Annotated in this window: 12 protein-coding genes; 9 read left to right on the top strand and 3 right to left on the bottom strand. The window is 53.5% G+C overall.

Going from position 1 to position 16,940, the window contains the following annotated elements:
* Window positions 1-148: 148 nt before the first annotated feature.
* Both RIN49_RS00295 and RIN49_RS00290 read left to right on the top strand, forming a co-directional pair.
* Window positions 149-700 (top strand): glutathione peroxidase, encoded by a 552-nt coding sequence (locus tag RIN49_RS00295; RefSeq protein WP_309118164.1) that lies wholly within the window; start codon window positions 149-151, stop codon window positions 698-700.
* A 76-nt stretch (window positions 701-776) separates the two neighbouring features.
* Window positions 777-920, top strand: a complete 144-nt coding sequence (locus RIN49_RS00290; protein ID WP_309118163.1) for a hypothetical protein — start codon at window positions 777-779, stop codon at window positions 918-920.
* Between the two features lie 332 nt (window positions 921-1,252).
* Here the strand turns inward: RIN49_RS00290 and RIN49_RS00285 are convergent, their stop codons facing one another.
* Genes RIN49_RS00285 through RIN49_RS00275 form a run of 3 tightly spaced genes read right to left on the bottom strand, consistent with a single transcriptional unit; the run spans window position 1,253 to window position 4,187 of the window.
* A complete protein-coding gene (locus tag RIN49_RS00285) occupies window positions 1,253-1,681 on the bottom strand; it encodes a DUF1284 domain-containing protein (RefSeq protein ID WP_309118162.1) in 429 nt (142 codons plus the stop codon).
* Window positions 1,678-3,375 carry an ATP-binding cassette domain-containing protein gene (locus tag RIN49_RS00280; RefSeq protein ID WP_309118161.1) on the bottom strand — a complete coding sequence of 566 codons (1,698 nt, stop codon included), beginning with the start codon at window positions 3,373-3,375 and terminating at the stop codon, window positions 1,678-1,680. Before RIN49_RS00280 ends, RIN49_RS00285 begins: the two co-directional genes overlap by 4 nt.
* Window positions 3,372-4,187 carry an ATP-binding cassette domain-containing protein gene (locus RIN49_RS00275; RefSeq protein WP_309118160.1) on the bottom strand — a complete coding sequence of 272 codons (816 nt, stop codon included), beginning with the start codon at window positions 4,185-4,187 and terminating at the stop codon, window positions 3,372-3,374. The genes RIN49_RS00280 and RIN49_RS00275 overlap by 4 nt, the downstream gene beginning before the upstream one ends.
* Before the next feature lie 140 nt (window positions 4,188-4,327).
* Here RIN49_RS00275 and RIN49_RS00270 point away from each other — a divergent pair, with 140 nt between their 5' ends.
* The 7 genes from RIN49_RS00270 (at window position 4,328) to RIN49_RS00235 (ending at window position 16,878) form a co-directional block, all read left to right on the top strand.
* Window positions 4,328-4,912, top strand: a complete 585-nt coding sequence (locus RIN49_RS00270; RefSeq protein ID WP_309118159.1) for a biotin transporter BioY — start codon at window positions 4,328-4,330, stop codon at window positions 4,910-4,912.
* Between the two features lie 198 nt (window positions 4,913-5,110).
* On the top strand, window positions 5,111-7,270 hold the full coding sequence (gene glgP, locus RIN49_RS00265) for an alpha-glucan family phosphorylase (RefSeq protein ID WP_309118158.1): 2,160 nt from the start codon (window positions 5,111-5,113) through the stop codon (window positions 7,268-7,270).
* A gap of 292 nt (window positions 7,271-7,562) precedes the next feature.
* Window positions 7,563-7,682 (top strand): NAD(P)/FAD-dependent oxidoreductase, encoded by a 120-nt coding sequence (locus RIN49_RS00255; protein WP_309118156.1) that lies wholly within the window; start codon window positions 7,563-7,565, stop codon window positions 7,680-7,682.
* 392 nt (window positions 7,683-8,074) lie between these two features.
* Window positions 8,075-12,265 (top strand): FIMAH domain-containing protein, encoded by a 4,191-nt coding sequence (locus RIN49_RS00250; protein WP_309118155.1) that lies wholly within the window; start codon window positions 8,075-8,077, stop codon window positions 12,263-12,265.
* A 1,032-nt stretch (window positions 12,266-13,297) separates the two neighbouring features.
* Window positions 13,298-14,266: an ABC transporter permease gene (locus tag RIN49_RS00245; RefSeq protein ID WP_309118154.1), complete on the top strand. Its 969-nt coding sequence runs from the start codon at window positions 13,298-13,300 to the stop codon at window positions 14,264-14,266.
* Between the two features lie 19 nt (window positions 14,267-14,285).
* Window positions 14,286-15,161 carry a carbohydrate ABC transporter permease gene (locus RIN49_RS00240; protein ID WP_309118153.1) on the top strand — a complete coding sequence of 292 codons (876 nt, stop codon included), beginning with the start codon at window positions 14,286-14,288 and terminating at the stop codon, window positions 15,159-15,161.
* 91 nt (window positions 15,162-15,252) lie between these two features.
* A complete protein-coding gene (locus RIN49_RS00235; RefSeq protein ID WP_309118152.1) occupies window positions 15,253-16,878 on the top strand; it encodes an extracellular solute-binding protein in 1,626 nt (541 codons plus the stop codon).
* The last annotated feature ends 62 nt before the right edge of the window (window positions 16,879-16,940 follow it).

Below are 16,940 nucleotides of genomic sequence, written 5' to 3'. Positions count from 1 at the left end.
TTCGTTGGTTTTTACGTTAGTGTATAACGAACGACTCGGCCATGACTGGGCGGGCTCGCTGAACCGACCGACGAACAGGATTTCGCAAACCTTTATCGAATGCTTATAGCGATGAGGGTAGAAATCTACGACCGAAAGGAAGACGAGCATGTCCGTACACGCATTCGAAGCAGTAAGCGCCGAGGGGCAAGAGATCCGGCTCGAACAGTACAAAGGCCGGGTTCTGCTAATCGTAAACACGGCAAGCCAATGCGGATTAACCCCCCAATACGAAGGACTGCAACAACTGTACCGAACGTACGCCGACGAAGGATTCGAGGTGTTAGGCTTCCCCTGCAATCAATTCGGAGGCCAGGAACCGGGAACCGACGAAGAGATTAAAGATTTCTGTACCTTGAATTACCAAGTGACGTTCCCGATGTTTCGCAAAGTCGAAGTGAACGGGCCCGATGCGCATCCCTTGTTTCAATACTTGCGGGAGCAAGCGCCGGAGGATGCGGACGCGGATCCGAACAGCGGGTTATACGGGCACTTGCGCGCGAAATTCCCTGAGCTTCTGGAAGGTTCGAACATTCGATGGAACTTTACGAAGTTCCTGATCGATCGGGAAGGCAACGTTGTGAAACGGTATTCGCCTACGACGGTCGCGGGCGCGATCGAAACGGATGTTCGAACGTTTGTATCGAAGACAACTTCATAAGGTTTTTGGTTTTCCGTTCCGCTGTCTTTTTGAATCAGTCGCATATGCCGCGCAAGAACGTCGGATCGCCGACCTTATGGAAAGAAATGAGTTCGACGGCGACGCCGATGTCCCGACTTGGCTGCTGGACCTGATGACCCATGTGACCAATCGGGACCTCACCGGGATTTGGATCGATTTCGAGCGAGGCGAAGCGACGAGTCGAATTTGTATCATTTGATCCGCGAGCTGAACGAAGCGCTGCCTCGAATACGAGAACAACGAGGAAAGCTGGCTGTTGACCTTCCCGCAGTTGCAGGTAAAAGCATGCATCTCGTGGGAAGGCGCTTGCTACAAAGGAAGTCGAATCGGCGAAACCTGGGAATTGGAAGAAGAACAGTAATGCGTAAGAATGCTTAGCCTGTAGACAAAGCTCCGGACGGAGCATGTCTGCAGGCTTTTTTTCGTATGTTTACATCCCGTTTTATCGGACGGTCTTTTTGTTGTCTTTGCGTGTCGGAGAACAGCCCAAGTGAATTGTGTTGCACAGAGGATTTCGTCACACAGGAAGGATTACCGCTTCTCCGGCAGCGGCGGCAATCCGTCGCCCGCTGTAATCCGGGCTACGCCTTCCTGGCAGACGCCATACGGGAGCCATTGACAAGTCGCACACATGCGCGGTATGTCTTCTTTTTGCAGATGCAGCTTCACGCTCGCGAGGATGTCCCGCCATTCCGTCTTATCCCCGCAGTTGAAGCCGAGCCGCCGCAGTACATCGTCGTCTCGCTCCCGGACGCTCGCCGCATCGCAATGATTCGGCTTATCTTCGGGGTAACATGCGCATAGGTCGTCCGGTCCCTGTACGATCTCGATTTCGGTGCGCGGTTCGCAGCGAAGCCGTTCGTACACGTCCGCCATGTTCGCCGCGAAAGCGGGCGAGTACCCCATGCCGCGAAAACCTAATAAACATAAAAGATGATGTCCACGCAACTTGACGTTCACAGCGGTACCTCCTCTATAACGCGAATGACCAGAAGCAATGCAAACATCGATAGGCCCGCCCATACGATCCGCTTCTCTCGTCGCGCGTTTCCTTCCAACCCCAAGACATGCCGGGGAACGGGCTTGAACCGGTTCGGCTGCATAAATCCCTTCATCTCCAGCGCGACGATAAGGTCCTCAACGGCTTGAAACAACGCGATCAGCAGAGGGATGACGAAGACGGGGAGGTCGAGTAGATGGACTTGCCCCGGCTTCGTGCCTCGCTTGCCGCGCGTCATCGCGATTGCGGCGAATCGGTCCGCCTCTTCGAGGATAAGCGGGATAAACCGGAGCACGAGAGAGGCGCTTAGCGCCAACACCTCTACGGGGAAGCCGATGCGCTTCAACGGACGAAGCCCGCGCTCGAGCCCGGTTTTCATTTCGGCTGTGCTCGTCGATAAGGTAAAGACAAGACCGAACACGGTTATCTCGAAAAAGGCGAACAGCCTGCGGAACGTCTCGATCGCCGACTCGAAGGAGAAGCCGAAGGGCGTTCCGAACCGAATGCCGGAGAAGGAGACGGCGAACGCCATAAGCCATAGGAGCGGCTTGCAAAGACGTAACAACCGTTTCCTGTCGACGGCCGTTAAGGCGAACAAGCAGGCTAGCGCGAGCGGCAGCACGGCAGCTAAACCGGTCCAACCGGTCTGTAAGACGATACCGACGGACACGAGCGTATATACCAACCACTTCCGCTTCGCATCCGTACGGTAGAGAAAGCTCCGGCGATGTCCCCCTTCTCGGGATGATTCAGGATCGCTTCCCGTTGAAGGCATCGTAGGAAACGGATTCGCATCGCCGCCGATCTGAAGCTTCGATGTCCCACGCGCGTTGGCCGCGATCGCTTCGGCCATCCCCTCCGGTGTCAGGGCGCTCGGAGGGATAGGAATGCCTGCCTGACAAAGCGCCGACGCCGCGAACATCGCCTCCGGAAGACCGACCCCGCTAGACATGAGCAGTTCAGGTTGCGCGGCCAACGCCTCCGGCGTAACGTCCGCGACGAGTTCCCCGTCGCGGAGCACGACGACTCGATCGGCAATGGGCAGGAACGCATCCAAGTCATGCGTCGCAAGCACGATGCCGCAGCGGCGTTTCCACTCCGCCAGCTCCGCAGTAAGGCGTGCGAGCGAACGCCCGTCTAAACCGGCAGACGGCTCGTCGAGGAACAACCAAGGCGTTCTCGTCGCCATGATCGTCGCCAACGACACGCGTCGCTTCTGCCCGCCGCTTAATTGAAGGGGCGAAACGGACGTTATGGCTTGAGGAAGGTTCTGGCTTTCGAGCGCCGTCGCAACGCGCTCGGCGCTTTCTTCGGCAGAGAGACGGTATGGCCTTAGGGAATAATCGAATTCGCCCTGTACGGTACCGGCAAACAATTGGTGTTCGGGAAATTGGAAGGCTAACGCGGTTTCCAGCAGGATCTTACGGTCCGGACGGCTGCCGTTCCAGAGCGGCCGCTCGTCGAACGTCACATGCCCGACGGAAGGCGGCGTCAGACCGGCCATCGCCCGTAATAGCGTCGACTTACCGGAGCCTGACCTGCCGACGACGAGCGTGATCGCGCGAGCCTCCGCCGCGAAGGACACATCGCGTAATATCGTGCGGTCCGGCCGGTCCGTGCCTGCGACGGCGAGATTCGTTACGCGCAAGGTCATGCCGTCGTCACCGCCTCGATCAACGCTTCCGGGCGCAGCGGACGAGTCGCAAGCGGGTAACCGAGCGCAAGAAGCGCCTTCGCCGTGCGAACGACGAAAGGCGGCTCGAAGCCTAGGGACTCGCAGGGAGGCGATTCGCCGTCACCATAAAAGAATATTTCGGTGCCTCCGTCATAGACGATTCGACCGTGCTCCATAACCAAGACGCGTTCCGCGGCGGCGACCTCTTCCATCCGGTGCGTCGCCCACACGATCGTTCGACCGCTTCGATGCAGCGAAACCGCCGCGTTCAGCACCGCTTGTCGGGAGGCGGGATCGAGCATGGACGTGGCTTCGTCGAATACGATGCAATCCGCTCCGGCGACCAAGCAGCCCGCTACGTTCAATAACTGTTTCTGTCCGCCGGATAGCCGTTTGACAGGTGCGTCGAGCGGGACCGTCAAGCCAAGCCCGCGCAGCAGCTCTTTCCATCGGGAGCGGACGGCGTCCGGCGACGAAGTTTCCAACTCCCGCGAAGCGCATAGCGCCAGTTCTTCGAACACCGTCTCGCCTAGTATTTGCGTCTCCGGTTGCTGCAGCACCATGTGAACGGAGACGTCTTCGTCAACGCTTCTACATCCCCCCGAGAGCGGGGCGATTCCGGCCAACGCTTTCGACAGCGTACTCTTGCCGCCGCCGTTGCGACCGACGAGAGCCGTCCAAGACCCTCTATATAAGTCTAGCGACACGCGCTCCAACGCCGAAATATGCTCCGACGATGCCCCAGCGTAATGTACGGTCGCTTCGCGTAACGTAACCGCAATTTTTTCCATAGGGACTATTCAATCCTCGCTTGTTGTGATACAATCCATCTGCCAATTGTTAACCAATATTTCAGCCCGGGGTTAACAATGATACTTTACCATACACAAGGAGTGGGATTCAATTGAAACAGTCGTTATCTTTGCGAGGAGTGGCATTTAGCGCTCTGTTCGCCGCGTTGGTCGTCGTATTCGGGTATATCAGCATACCGCTCGGTTTTACGCCGGTACCGATCACGTTGCAGACGCTCGCCGTGATGCTCGCCGGAGGATTGCTCGGAGCGCGTTACGGTTTCTTCAGCATGACGCTTGTTGTTGTACTGACGGTGCTTGGACTTCCGTTGCTGGGAGGGCGGGGCGGGATCGCGGCGCTGCTCGGACCGACTGGAGGGTACGTCGTAGCATGGCCGTTCGCAGCGCTCTTGATCGGTTTCGTCGTCGGGAAGGTACGCTCCACGGGGTGGACAGGACACGCGATCGTCTTCCTCGCCATGGCGTGCTTCGGTTCGCTTCTCCTGTACGTGACCGGCGTGCCGTGGCTTGCCCATTCGCTACATCTGCCGCTGTCGAAAGCGTTGGCAGGAGGGTTTTATCCATACATTCCAGGGGATTTGATTAAGGCGGCTGCCGCTACCGTGATTACTGTGGCGCTTCGGCGGGCATTCCCGCAAGAGCGTCTAACCGGGCACGGAGGTTACGTCGTTCGCGAGCAGGATGCCCCGTCGTTACGCCGATAATCGCTCAATACCCGCCGATTGAATATTACATTCGTCGCAGGCGCCCGAACCGGGCGTCTTTTTTCATGTATCCGGACGACGTGACGATCGCCGCGTTACGTTGGGCATAAGCACATCTTAGCTGCGACGCATATGGTGTTATGAACGAAAGAAGATACCATCTGCGATGGGACTTGGGGTGAGGAAATGTCGAGCTGCGTGGCCTATTTTTCCGCCGAATACGGTATCGATGAATCGCTGCCGATTTATTCCGGCGGCCTTGGCGTACTGGCGGGAGACCATATTAAGGCTGCTAACGATTTAGATCTCCCGTTAATCGGGGTCGGGATTTTCTATAGTAAGGGGTACTTCCAGCAGCGAATACGCGAAGACGGCGTACAAGAACATCTTTTTCCTCGGATCGACCCGGAAACATCTCCCGTTAAGCCGGTCCTTGCATCGGACGGCCGCCCTTTATCGGTCGAGGTCCCAATCGCCGATCGCAAGGTCGTCCTGGTCGCTTGGTCCGTCGTAGTCGGACGGGTGACGGTCTATTTATTGAGCTCCGATGTGGACCGAAATCCAGAGCAGGACCGACGCTTAACCGATCATCTGTATCCGGGCGACCCGGACACTCGCATCCGTCAGGAAATCATTCTTGGCATCGGCGGCGTCAGATTGCTCCGCGCGTTAGGCATTCAACCCGAGGTTTGGCATCTTAACGAGGGGCACTCCGCTTTCATGGCATTGGAACGGATTCGTGAGTTTACAGCCGAGGGGACGGCATTCGATACGGCGCTGGAAGCGGTGAAAGCGAGTACGATGTTCACCACGCACACTCCGGTCCCGGCGGGGCATGATGTATTCGGCTTGGAAATCATGGATCGTTATTTCGGGGATTTCTATTGGCAGCTTGGCGCGGACCGGGAGAAGGTGTTGTCGCTGGGCCGCATCGGCGACGGTTTTAATATGACGCGCCTTGCCGTAACGGTATCGACGATGGTTAACGGTGTAAGCAAGCTTCACGAAGAGGTAACGAAGGAATTGCTTCATCAATGGATGCCTCATATCCCGATGGAAGACATCCCGGTCGCTTCGATTACGAACGGCATTCATCTCGGCACCTGGTTGTCGCCGGGCATGAAAGCGTTGTTCGACGAGTATCTCGATTCCCGATGGGAGAAGAACCTCGCGGATCCGAAAACTTGGATCCCGATTCGATCGATACCGGCTCCCGCGTTATGGGAGAAGCATCTTCGAAACCAGTCCGACATGATCGAACGACTGGGTCTCCCGATCGCGGACTCCTCCGTCGGGAAGACGTTGATCGTCGGCTTCGCAAGGCGATTCGCAACGTATAAGAGGGCATATCTGTTGTTTACCGATTTGGAACGTCTGGATTGCATCGTTAACGATCCGTCGCGTCCCGTATGCTTTGTGTTTGCGGGTAAAGCCCATCCTTCCGACCAGCCGGGTCAAGAGCTCATTAAGAAAATCGTAGAAGTCTCGCAATCCGAGCGGTTCAAAGGGCGAATTTTCGTCGTGGAAAACTATAATATGGAAAAAGCGAAGGCGTTGGTCCAAGGGGTTGACGTCTGGCTGAATACCCCGGTGAAGCCAATGGAGGCAAGCGGAACGAGCGGACAAAAAGCGGCTGTAAACGGGGTTCTGAATTGCAGCATTCTTGACGGCTGGTGGTGCGAGGGATATAACGGCAGAAACGGCTGGGCGATCGACGGCGCGACGGAAGGAAGCGATCAGGAACGAATTCGCGCGGACAGCGCGGCGTTATACGGGTTGATCGAGCACCGGATCGTCCCGTTGTACTACGATCGCGACGAACAGGACGTTCCGGCGGAATGGGTCGCCATGATGAAGGAATCGATTTGTTCATTGGCTCCGGTCTTCAATACGCAGCGCATGGTCGACGAATACTGGAAACGGTTGTATGTACCTGTCATGACTCGCGGTAGGTATTTCACCGCCAACGGCCTTGAGGTCGCCGGCAGGGTGGCTGCTTACAAGCGATTTATCCGCGACAACTGGCATGAGGTTCGAGTCGGCAGGACGGGCGTTACCTCTCTGCGGGTTACGAAAATCGGTCTCACCATGGTTCGTTTCGAGGCTGAGATCGCCTTAGGACCGATCTGGCATAAAGACGTTACAGTGGAAGCGGTCGGTTCTGGTAAGAACGGAATCTGGAAAACCAAGCTCACCTTATCGAAGTCATTGGATAACGGCATTTATCGTTACGAGGGCTCGTTGTTTATCGATTCCGACTCCTTGTGGCTATCGAAGAGCAATATCCGGGTCGTCCCCGTCAGTAAAGATTTCGGCAACGATTTCGAAATGGAGCTGGCGGCATGGGGCGACACATAAGGGCGGGGCGTCAGCGCCGATTTCTTTCTAAAACAAACGCTCCTGACAAATTGTTGTCAGGAGCTATATGAAAGAAACGATTATTCCTCTTAGCGCACATCAAGTCGATTGATTGCCGTCTCCATCATTCTATCCGAGAGCTCCGCGTAGCTCATGAAGCATTGGGACTTTCCCGTGCACGATACCAACGGCTTCAACAATGCGCAAACGACGGCCGGCGGCATCGATACGACGGAGCTCAAGGTAGGAACGTTGGCATCCAAGCTCGTGCCTTTTTTGGGTTGGCGAGGTGATGGATGTGGACGGGGACTGCGGCGGCGATAACCTGCAATGGGCCTGGAGCTCCGTCTATGCGGCCGCGATGGCGCTCGCGGACGCCTTACCGTCGTTACGGAGCGAGTTTTATTCCTAGTATACCAGACGTCCCGGCGTCGCCCGCAAATGCGCCTCCCGCAGCAACTCGCCGACCCATCCCTATCGTCGTACGGCATTTTGTCAAGCACGAATGAAACTTCCCGGTCTTCCGCCCCGAGTTCTTTGTTGTGAATAAACAATGGTTAGCATACGGTCGCAGTCGCCGATGTGTTTATCGGCGACTGTGTCAATAGTAGGTGATGAGACGCGCTCCTATTTGTGAAGTTTAAGCAGACGGACGGGCAAATTCAACGGATTGAACGATCTAATGGTTACCGGCAGTAACAGCTTGCGATCATTTTTCGTAAGCTGTTACTTTTTTGTGGGATTGACATGATATAAATTGCTATTTAAACTTTTAGTGAGTCAGATATGAGTCAATTAAGGAGGTTGATTATTATTAGAAGTCTGATATTTCAAATTTTGTGTACATCTCTTGCCGTTAGTGCGGGTATTTTCTGGCATCCCGGTTCTACCGCCGCAGCCGCCGCCCATGCAACGACACCTCCTCAATTGCCGAATTCAGGGTTTGAATCATTCATGGAGGAATTCACGATTCCCGGATGGGCCCAAGTTTTTGGCGCTGGAGAAGAAGATGTATATTACGAGGTCTCGAATGAAGATCCCTACGAAGGGGGAGCTTCATTACTTCTGGATGATAACAATCCTTACGCCGGATTGGGATTTGAAAGCGCTTCATTTCCGGTGTCTCCCGGCATGTTCTACATTGCATCAGCGATGATGAAGGTAGAGCGTGGTTCGGTCGGAATGTATACTCAATTTTATAACGAAGACGGCATTAAAGTTGCCGAGAAAGGGATATGGACAGCAACGGCAAGCGGGAATTGGGCACAGGGCGAAATGAGCAGCATTGTGCCTGCCGACGCTGCGACAGCTAAAATCCTTGTGTATTCGTCGGTTTCCGGAAGAGCGCGGGGCTATATTGATTCTATTCATGTAGAGCTTATGCCTTGGATTGAAAATGCCGGATTCGAGCAAGTTCAAGAAGGGGCAATTATCCCGGGTTGGTCTCAAGTGTTCGGCGCGGGAGAGAAAGATGTGCATTACGAGGTTTCCTCAAGCAGCTACCATGAAGGGACCAAAAGTCTGCTTCTGGACGACAATAACGCTTCGGTTGGGCTTGGTTTTGAAAGCGCCGCGATTAAAGTCGTTCCTTCTGTGAACTACTCATTATCGGTAATGACGAAAGTGGACCGCGGGGCGCTTGGGATCTATGCGCGTTATTACAATTCCTCGGGCGTCAAAATCGGAGAAGCAGGCAAGTTTACGGCGAACGATGCATGGGAGAATCATTCGATCGACTTCACGCCGCCGGTTAATACAGAAACTGTAAAGATCCTCATTTATTCTTCCTCTTCGGGCAGAGCTCGCGGCTTTGCCGATGCTGTCCAAATCATCCAAACGACGCCTTCGATCACGAATGAAGGCTTCGAGTCGGATTCGGTTCGATTGATTCCATCGGACTGGACGCAAACGTATGGCGCCGGAGAACAAAACGTGGCGTTCGAGCTTTCCCAAATGAATCCGTACGAAGGTGCTAGGAGCTTGCTTTTAGACGATAACAGCGCCACCTCGCTGCTGGGCTTGGAGAGCGCTCATTTTCCAGTGGAACCGGGCGTAAGTTATTCCGTCTCCGCCATGCAGAATGTAGAGCGGGGATCCTTGGCGCTATATGCAAGGTTCTTTGATGAAACCGGCGTTATGATTGCAGAATCGGGTAACTGGACGGCGCCAACAGACGGGAAATGGGTAAAAAGCGCCGTCTCTGCGGTAGTCCCTGCCGGAGCGGCTACGGCTAGTATCCTTATTTATTCCTCTTCCACCGGAAGGGCTAAGGGATATTCCGACGCCGTACGCGTGGAACTGATTCCGATTGGTACGTTCGAGAACATCGGTGCGGTCGTGGAGGGGATGATCAACGAAGATGCTGCGATCGGGGTTGAGGATGGATCCGCCGTTGTCTACACCTTGTTCAAAGGAAGGGGCGAGGTGCCAGCCACGTTCGCCGTGATCGACGCTTTGACGCGAGAGGTGCTGCGATCCTTCCCTTTGCCCGGCGTTGAAGCCGCGTGGGGGATAAAAATCGCTACGGACGGAAGAGTCTATATCGGGACGCATTACGACGGGGGATTGTACCGGTATACGCCCGGCACGAACGACTTTGAGTATTTGGGGCGCTTCGGTAATGAAACGCATGTTTTTTCGATGGCTGCGGGAGCGGATGGGAAGATGTATGCGGGGACGTACCCGGGCGGGCGCCTGTTTGAGTATGATCCGGTCGGCGGAGAAATCCGCGATCTAGGGCAGCCGGACCCTGAACAGAGGTATGTCCGCTCGCTGGCTTACGACGCGAAGCGGGACGTCTTATATGTTGGGGCCGGAGGGACGAAGAGCCGCGTATTCAAAAGGAGCCCGGACGGTTCAATGAAGGAGCTGCTTGCGGGAAGCATTCCCGGGGGAGGGGATACGTATACATGGCCGTACGGAATATCCTTCGCCGCGGATCGCTTGTTTGTGAAGTTCTCGAATGGGGATCTACTCATCCTTCGCGCCGAGGACGATGTTGTAGAATATTATGATCCTCAAGGCATGGATATCCATTCCGAAAGGGCGATCGAGATTCCCGATCAACAGAGCCGCGCATTATTTTCCTATAACACTGATTATTATGTATATGATTCCGAAACCGTTTCATTTGAAAAGGTAACGGGTGTGGAGGGCGGAACGAATTTCTGGGACGGGAAGTTCATTGAGTTGGGCAGTCCCGATTGGCCGGGGCTAACCTTTGTAGCTGCCGGTAGACACGGAAATATTGAATACTACAACGCTGCAACCGGAATTGCTCATGCAAAGCCCGCCTCTTATAGCGCGCCTACTTTGATTCAAAGCATTCACAACGGTCCCGACGGGAATATTTATGTGGCAGGGTATATGTCAGGGTTCACAGCATATAACCCTATCATCGGAAGCCTCTCCGATACAAATACGCTGGGTCAAGTCGAATCGTCGGCGATACGAGATGGACATATGCTGCTTGGCGCCTACGCCGGGTCCCGAATCCTGGACTTTGATCCGACGCAGCCTTGGTCGGAATCCAATCCGACCCAGCTTTTTGATCTAAGGCCGTACGCTCAGGATCGCCCGTTCGCGATGCAGTATGCGGAGGATAGGGATCAACTCTTCGTCGGGAATGTGCCGGTTCCAAGCTCGCTGCAGGGCGCATTGGCCGTTTACGATTTTCAATCCAACGAGCTGGAAGTCATAGAAAATTTGATTCCTAATCAGAGTATCGTATCGCTGTTATATAAAGACGGTCTGCTGTATGGAGGCACGACCGTATTCGGAGGGCTTGGTACGATCGGTCCGGCGGCACAGGAAGGAAGGCTTTTCATTTATGACCCGGAAACCCGGCAAATCGTATTTCAAACGGTTCCCGTCCAGGGGCGCAAAGGAGTGACAGGATTAAACATCGGCCCTGACGGGTTGATTTGGGGGGTGGCGGAAGACCATAATTTTAAGTTCGATTCCGCTTCGAGAAAGATCGTGTCGAGCATCGCCAAACTGCGACGGTATAAAGAGGGCGGCACCGTCTGGACCTATGGATTTTTGCAGCCTGGACTGGATGGAAACATGTATGGAACATCCCGAGGGCAATTTTTTATGGTGAAGCCTGAAACGATGGAGTTTATGCTGCTGAACGGGAACTACGGAAATTATTTGCAGCGAGATGATTACGGGTCGTTCTATTTTTCCGATAATAGCTCGGATCTTTGGAAATATACACCGCCCTATGAAGAAAGCTTGATGGAGCTTCTAAACGCTTTAAAATCTGCTAGAAACAAGCTCCAAGCGACACCGACGGGCGAACAGATCGGGCAGGTGCCGTACGGGCAGAGGCAGGCGTTGCAGCACGCCTGGGATGCAGCGAACAACGTAAAAAGCACCTTATATGACGATACGCAAGCCATTCGTTCAGCTACGGCCGCCTTGAAGGCGGCAATGGTTCAGTTCGATCTGGCGATCGTCGCTCTACGGGATGTAGCGCTTCATGCGGATCAAACGGAAATGGTTCGCGGAGAAAGCGTCACGTTAGCCGTGTACGGTACCACCAGCCTAGGGACGCCAGCGGATATAAAGTTTTCCGAGATCCAGTACAAAACCAGCGATCCCATGGTTGCCGACATTTCGATGAACGGGACGGTTACCGCCAGAGCGGTGGGTACGGCTGTAGTATGGGGCGAGGCGATGTGGCAAGACGTCAAGTATACGACCGCACCCTTACAAATCCATGTCGTTGTAAACGCTGAGTCGATCCGTGCATGGATCGATGCTTACGAGGACAACGGGCAGTTGGAACATGCCTTGGCGCAACAGCTCCGGGCAAACGCGGAGCAAGCTTCTCATCACAAAAAGGCAGGGAACGTGGAACAGTCTATTAAACATTTGGATGATTTCGTAAGGCATCTGAACAATCGGGCGAAGAACGTCGTCATTGAGGAACTCGCTAAAGCCACATTAGCAGCGGATGCGGAGGCGCTTAAAACCATCTGGTCGGAATGAACTGCATGATAAGAAAGAAAGACCCAGCGACAGGGTCTTTCTTTGCGTTAAAGGTTAAAGCGATCCTTGATCTTACTGCGGCGCTCGAAGATCTTGATCGGTCCTGATGCTCCGAGATCTTGGTGGTGGGCCTGACGGAGTAATGAATTTTATCCTAAAGAATTTGTTCGATTTGCACATCGAAGAGGCGGCGTACGATCTAGGAGATGAACGGTAATCAATGCCTTAAACTTCATGATAGAGTGACCTCCAAGATAGGTATTGGGACAATGATCCCGTGCGCAACCCTATCGTACCGAGGCGCTCTCTTTTTTATTCAAAGTCCAAATTTTACGTTCCACAGGAATTCTAATGGGGACTTTAGTTCAATGGAACAGCGACAGACTAGGACAATATTTTCTCGTCCTTAGCTGTCGCTGTTCCATTTCTGCTGACTGCAGGCCGTTTGTTTTAAACCTGCTGCTTCTGTTTCGCGATTTCGCGCCGGACGATAGGAGCGAGACTTGATCCGCTAACCACCATTACGAAAAAAATAGCTTCGTGTTTGTTGCACAAAGTATACTAACCGCCTTACTTTTCGCCTTGTGTCAATTTAGGAAAAAAATTAACACCATAATAGACTTTTCTAATTCTATGGCACGGCGTAATTTGAAAAACTAATAGATAATCAGTAGGTCCCGCTACACTTACAGATTAAGCAGTACAATTTATCATTTTTACCTGCAAAAGTCGCAGGTAAAAACGGGCGGACTCTTATCCCTCTGCGTTTGTTAGTGTCGGGCGACAAGAACATTACGCCGATTCAAAGTCGCTACGTGCGACAAAACAAATCCACCGGTGGGTAGACATTGTGTGCAATATTTCTGGACCACGAGATGCTGCAGGAACACCATGGCTGCTGCAGGGAGAGGGGCCGCCGGGATGCAGGGGGAGGCGCTCATAAAAACTGCACATAAATAATGGACATTGTGTAAGCGTTATCATTGGTGGTACGTTGACGATACCAAACAGACAAAGGAGTGGGTCGGCAGCATGAGAAGGAGCGCGACGGTAATCGGGGGCAAATCCGGAATCGGCACCTCCCGGTTTCAGGAGACTGCGGTGTTGCTTCGGAGGGATTTCAAGAAAAACAAAATGTTATATCTCCTTTCCTTATCAGGCGTGGCGTATTACTTGGTTTTTAAGTATATCCCCATGTACGGCGCTTTGATCGCCTTCAAAGAATTTTCGCCGACGAAGGGGATCCTCGGCAGTCCTTGGGTAGGTTTCAAGCATTTCATGAATTTCTTCGAGAGCCATTATTTTTGGAGAATTTTGCGGAACACAGTCATGATCAACGTGTATGAGCTGATCTTCGCGTTCCCGGCCCCGATTATCCTTGCGCTTCTCTTGAACGAAGTACGCAAAACAATGTTTAAAAGAATGGTTCAGACCGTTACGTATTTGCCTCACTTCGTCTCGCTCGTCGTCATTTGCGGGATGCTGGTCGACTTTTCGTCAAAGGACGGATTGTTAAACTCGATCCTCGGATGGTTCGGAGCGGAGCCGCAAAATTTGCTCTTGAATCCCGATCTGTTCCGAACTATCTATATCGGCTCGGGCATCTGGCAAGGTATCGGCTGGGGATCGATCATCTATCTTGCCGCCTTGACCGCGATCGACCCGCAGCTATACGATGCGGCGACCGTCGACGGCGCGAATCGTTGGAAGCAGATGGTGCATGTTACGCTGCCGGGCATCATGCCTACGATCGTCATTTTGTTGATCTTGCAAATCGGCGGGATGATGAACGTCGGGTTCGAAAAGATCATTCTGCTGTACAATGCGCAGACCTATGAAACCGCAGACGTCATCTCCAGCTTCGTCTACAGGCGAGGGATCCTGGAAGCGAATTACAGCCACAGTACTGCGGTCGGGTTATTCAATGCCGTCATTAACTTTGCGCTGTTGATCCTCGCGAATCGAATCAGCCGCAAGGTCAGCGAGACGAGTTTATGGTAGGAGGAAGGGGAGCGCGAGAATGATGAAATCGTCCTTCGGAGATAAAGTGTTCGATACTTGCAATTATATGGTTTTGACCGGCTTGATGCTGATTACGCTTTACCCTTTTCTATACGTCGTGTTCGCTTCGCTGAGCACGCCGTCCGAGCTCATCAAGCATACAGGAATTTTGTGGAAGCCCGAAGGCTTCTTCTTGGAAGGGTACCGTCTGGTGTTGCTCAATCCGATGATCGGCGTCGGGTATCAAAATACGTTGTTTTACGTCGCCGTCGGCACGGTCATCAATGTGTTTTTTACCGCATTGTTCGCGTACGTCCTGTCCCGCAGGGATATGTTTTGGAAGAAATACATGATGATGATGATCGTGTTCACGATGTTTTTCAGCGGTGGCCTGATCCCGGACTACATGCTGGTGAAAAATCTCGGCATGCTCGATACGCGGTGGGCGTTGATCGTGCCGGGCATGATCGCGACATGGAACCTCATCATCATGCGTACATCGTTCCAGTCGATTCCTTACGAGCTCGAGGAGTCGGCCAAGATGGACGGCGCAACGGATTGGACCGTGTTTTGGAGGATCATCCTTCCCCTCTCGATCCCGCTGCTGGCTGTCATGGTGCTGTTTTACGGCGTACAGCACTGGAACGCTTGGGCGAACGCTTTGATTTATTTGCGCGACCGCGATTTGTTCCCGCTCCAGTTGGTGCTTCGGGAAATTCTGATTCAAAACAGCACGAGCGATATGACGAATCTGACGACGGACAGCGACCCGTTCTTGGGCGAGGTCGTCAAGCACGCAACGATCGTCGTGGCGACCGTCCCGATCCTGATTTTGTATCCGTTGATTCAGAAGCATTTCACGAAAGGGGTTATGATCGGAGCGCTGAAGGGGTAACCCTAGCCGATCGCGAGAGGGGGGATGCCTGGAAACGAAGAGGCTTCATCGCAGGGAACGTGTATAATACATTAGGGAGGTTCTAACACAAATGAAAAGAAGAAAACTGTGGACTCTCGTTAGTTGTATTTCTATCGCCGCAACGGCTCTCGTCGGCTGCAGTGCGGGAGGGAGCGAAGGCGGCGGCGCGGCCGCTCCGTCGCAAGATTCGGGCGCGGGAGCCGAAAAGCAGACGGAACAGCAAGGACCTGTGGAATTGTCTTTCTTTATGAACACCAACATGGAAGCCAAGGCCGTGAAAGGGTTCGAAGAAATAGAAGCCTACAAAGAAATTCAAAAACGCACCAATACGAAAATCAATTTTCAACTTCCCGGCGACGGGACGCAATTCAACATTATGATGGCGTCCGGAACGTATCCCGACATCATGTTCGTGCCAAGAAACTATCCAGGCGGCATAGAGAGGCTCGTACAGGAAGGCATTGCGTTGAAGCTGAACGATCTGATCGAGGAGCATGCGCCGAATTACAAGAAAATCTTGGATGAACATCCTGATATCAAGAAGCAGATCATGATGGACGACGGGACGATCGCGAAATTCCCTCAGATCGATATCGACATGCACCGCATCGCGTATTCCGGACACATTATTCGCGAGGATTGGTTGAACAAGCTGAATTTGCAAGCGCCGACGACGATCGACGAGTGGTACGCCGTTTTGAAAGCGTTCAAAGAAAACGATATGAACGGCAACGGCGTCGCGGACGAAATTCCGCTCGGCGAGCGCGGCGATTCCTTGAGCTCGATCAGCGCCTTCGCCACGAGCTACGGCATCTTGGCGAATACGTTCCATATCCATCCGCAAACCGGTAAAGTGACGTATGGACCGTACGAGCCGGCCTTCAAGGATTACGTAACTACGATGAACGCATGGTACGAAGAAGGCCTTATCGACAGCGAATTCGCAGCGCTTGATAAGAAGGCGTTCGAAGCGAAATTCGCGAACAATACGATCGGCTCTTATGCGGCCGTCATTTCCGGGATTAACAACTTTAAGAACTTGATGCAGGGACAAATTCCGGACTTTAAACTGATCGGCTTGAGTCCACCGATCGGCCCCGCCGGCAAGTCGTACAGCGGACATACCCAGATGGTGCAGAACGTTCCGCTCGACGGCGCCGTCATCAGCTCGCAAGCTAAGGACCCTGTCGCCGCGATCAAGCTGTTGGATTTCATGATCGGACCGGAAGGCAGCGACCTGCAAAACTGGGGCATCGAAGGAAAGAGCTACGTCGTCGAAAACGGCAAGAAGAAGTTTACCGACGAAGTATTCAATCACCCGGACTTCTCTCCGTCCGACGCAGTTAAGAAATACGCGCTTCCGACGTCGGGCATGGTGAAGGTGATGAGCTTCGACGCTTGGGCCTCCTTCGAGCTGAAATATCCGGAAGCGGCGGAAGCCAACAAGAAATGGTTCGAGGCCGATCGTTCCTTGCTGCTCCCCGCGCTTACGTTCACGGGTGAAGAGAGCCAGACGCTCGGAAGCATCATGAGCGAGGTGGAGACGTACTCCCGGGAGATGTGGGTTAAGTTCGTCATGGGCAATGAGCCGATCGAGAATTACGATCAATTCCGCGGGACGCTTACCAAAATGAGAATCGAAGAAGCGATCGCGATCTACCAAACGGCTTACGAACGTTTTCAAAATCGGAAATAGGTTTCCCTCGGGTTGGGCGCCTAGGCGTCCAGCCACAATCCGTTTTTTATCGATTTTCGAAA

The sequence above is a fragment of the Paenibacillus sp. genome (assembly GCF_031177825.1).
In the GTDB taxonomy this organism is placed as follows: domain Bacteria; phylum Bacillota; class Bacilli; order Paenibacillales; family YIM-B00363; genus Paenibacillus_AE.
This window is presented reverse-complemented; position numbering and strand designations above follow the sequence as displayed.

Bases quoted from the DNA above. Each gene is read 5' to 3' on its own strand.
- RIN49_RS00280 (WP_309118161.1), bottom strand. From the start codon at position 3,375: ATGACCTTGCGCGTAACGAATCTCGCCGTCGCAGGCACGGACCGGCCG.
- RIN49_RS00290 (WP_309118163.1), top strand. From the start codon at position 777: ATGGAAAGAAATGAGTTCGACGGCGACGCCGATGTCCCGACTTGGCTG.
- RIN49_RS00245 (WP_309118154.1), top strand. From the start codon at position 13,298: ATGAGAAGGAGCGCGACGGTAATCGGGGGCAAATCCGGAATCGGCACC.
- RIN49_RS00255 (WP_309118156.1), top strand. From the start codon at position 7,563: ATGGATGTGGACGGGGACTGCGGCGGCGATAACCTGCAATGGGCCTGG.
- RIN49_RS00275 (WP_309118160.1), bottom strand. From the start codon at position 4,187: ATGGAAAAAATTGCGGTTACGTTACGCGAAGCGACCGTACATTACGCT.
- RIN49_RS00240 (WP_309118153.1), top strand. From the start codon at position 14,286: ATGATGAAATCGTCCTTCGGAGATAAAGTGTTCGATACTTGCAATTAT.
- RIN49_RS00235 (WP_309118152.1), top strand. From the start codon at position 15,253: ATGAAAAGAAGAAAACTGTGGACTCTCGTTAGTTGTATTTCTATCGCC.
- RIN49_RS00295 (WP_309118164.1), top strand. From the start codon at position 149: ATGTCCGTACACGCATTCGAAGCAGTAAGCGCCGAGGGGCAAGAGATC.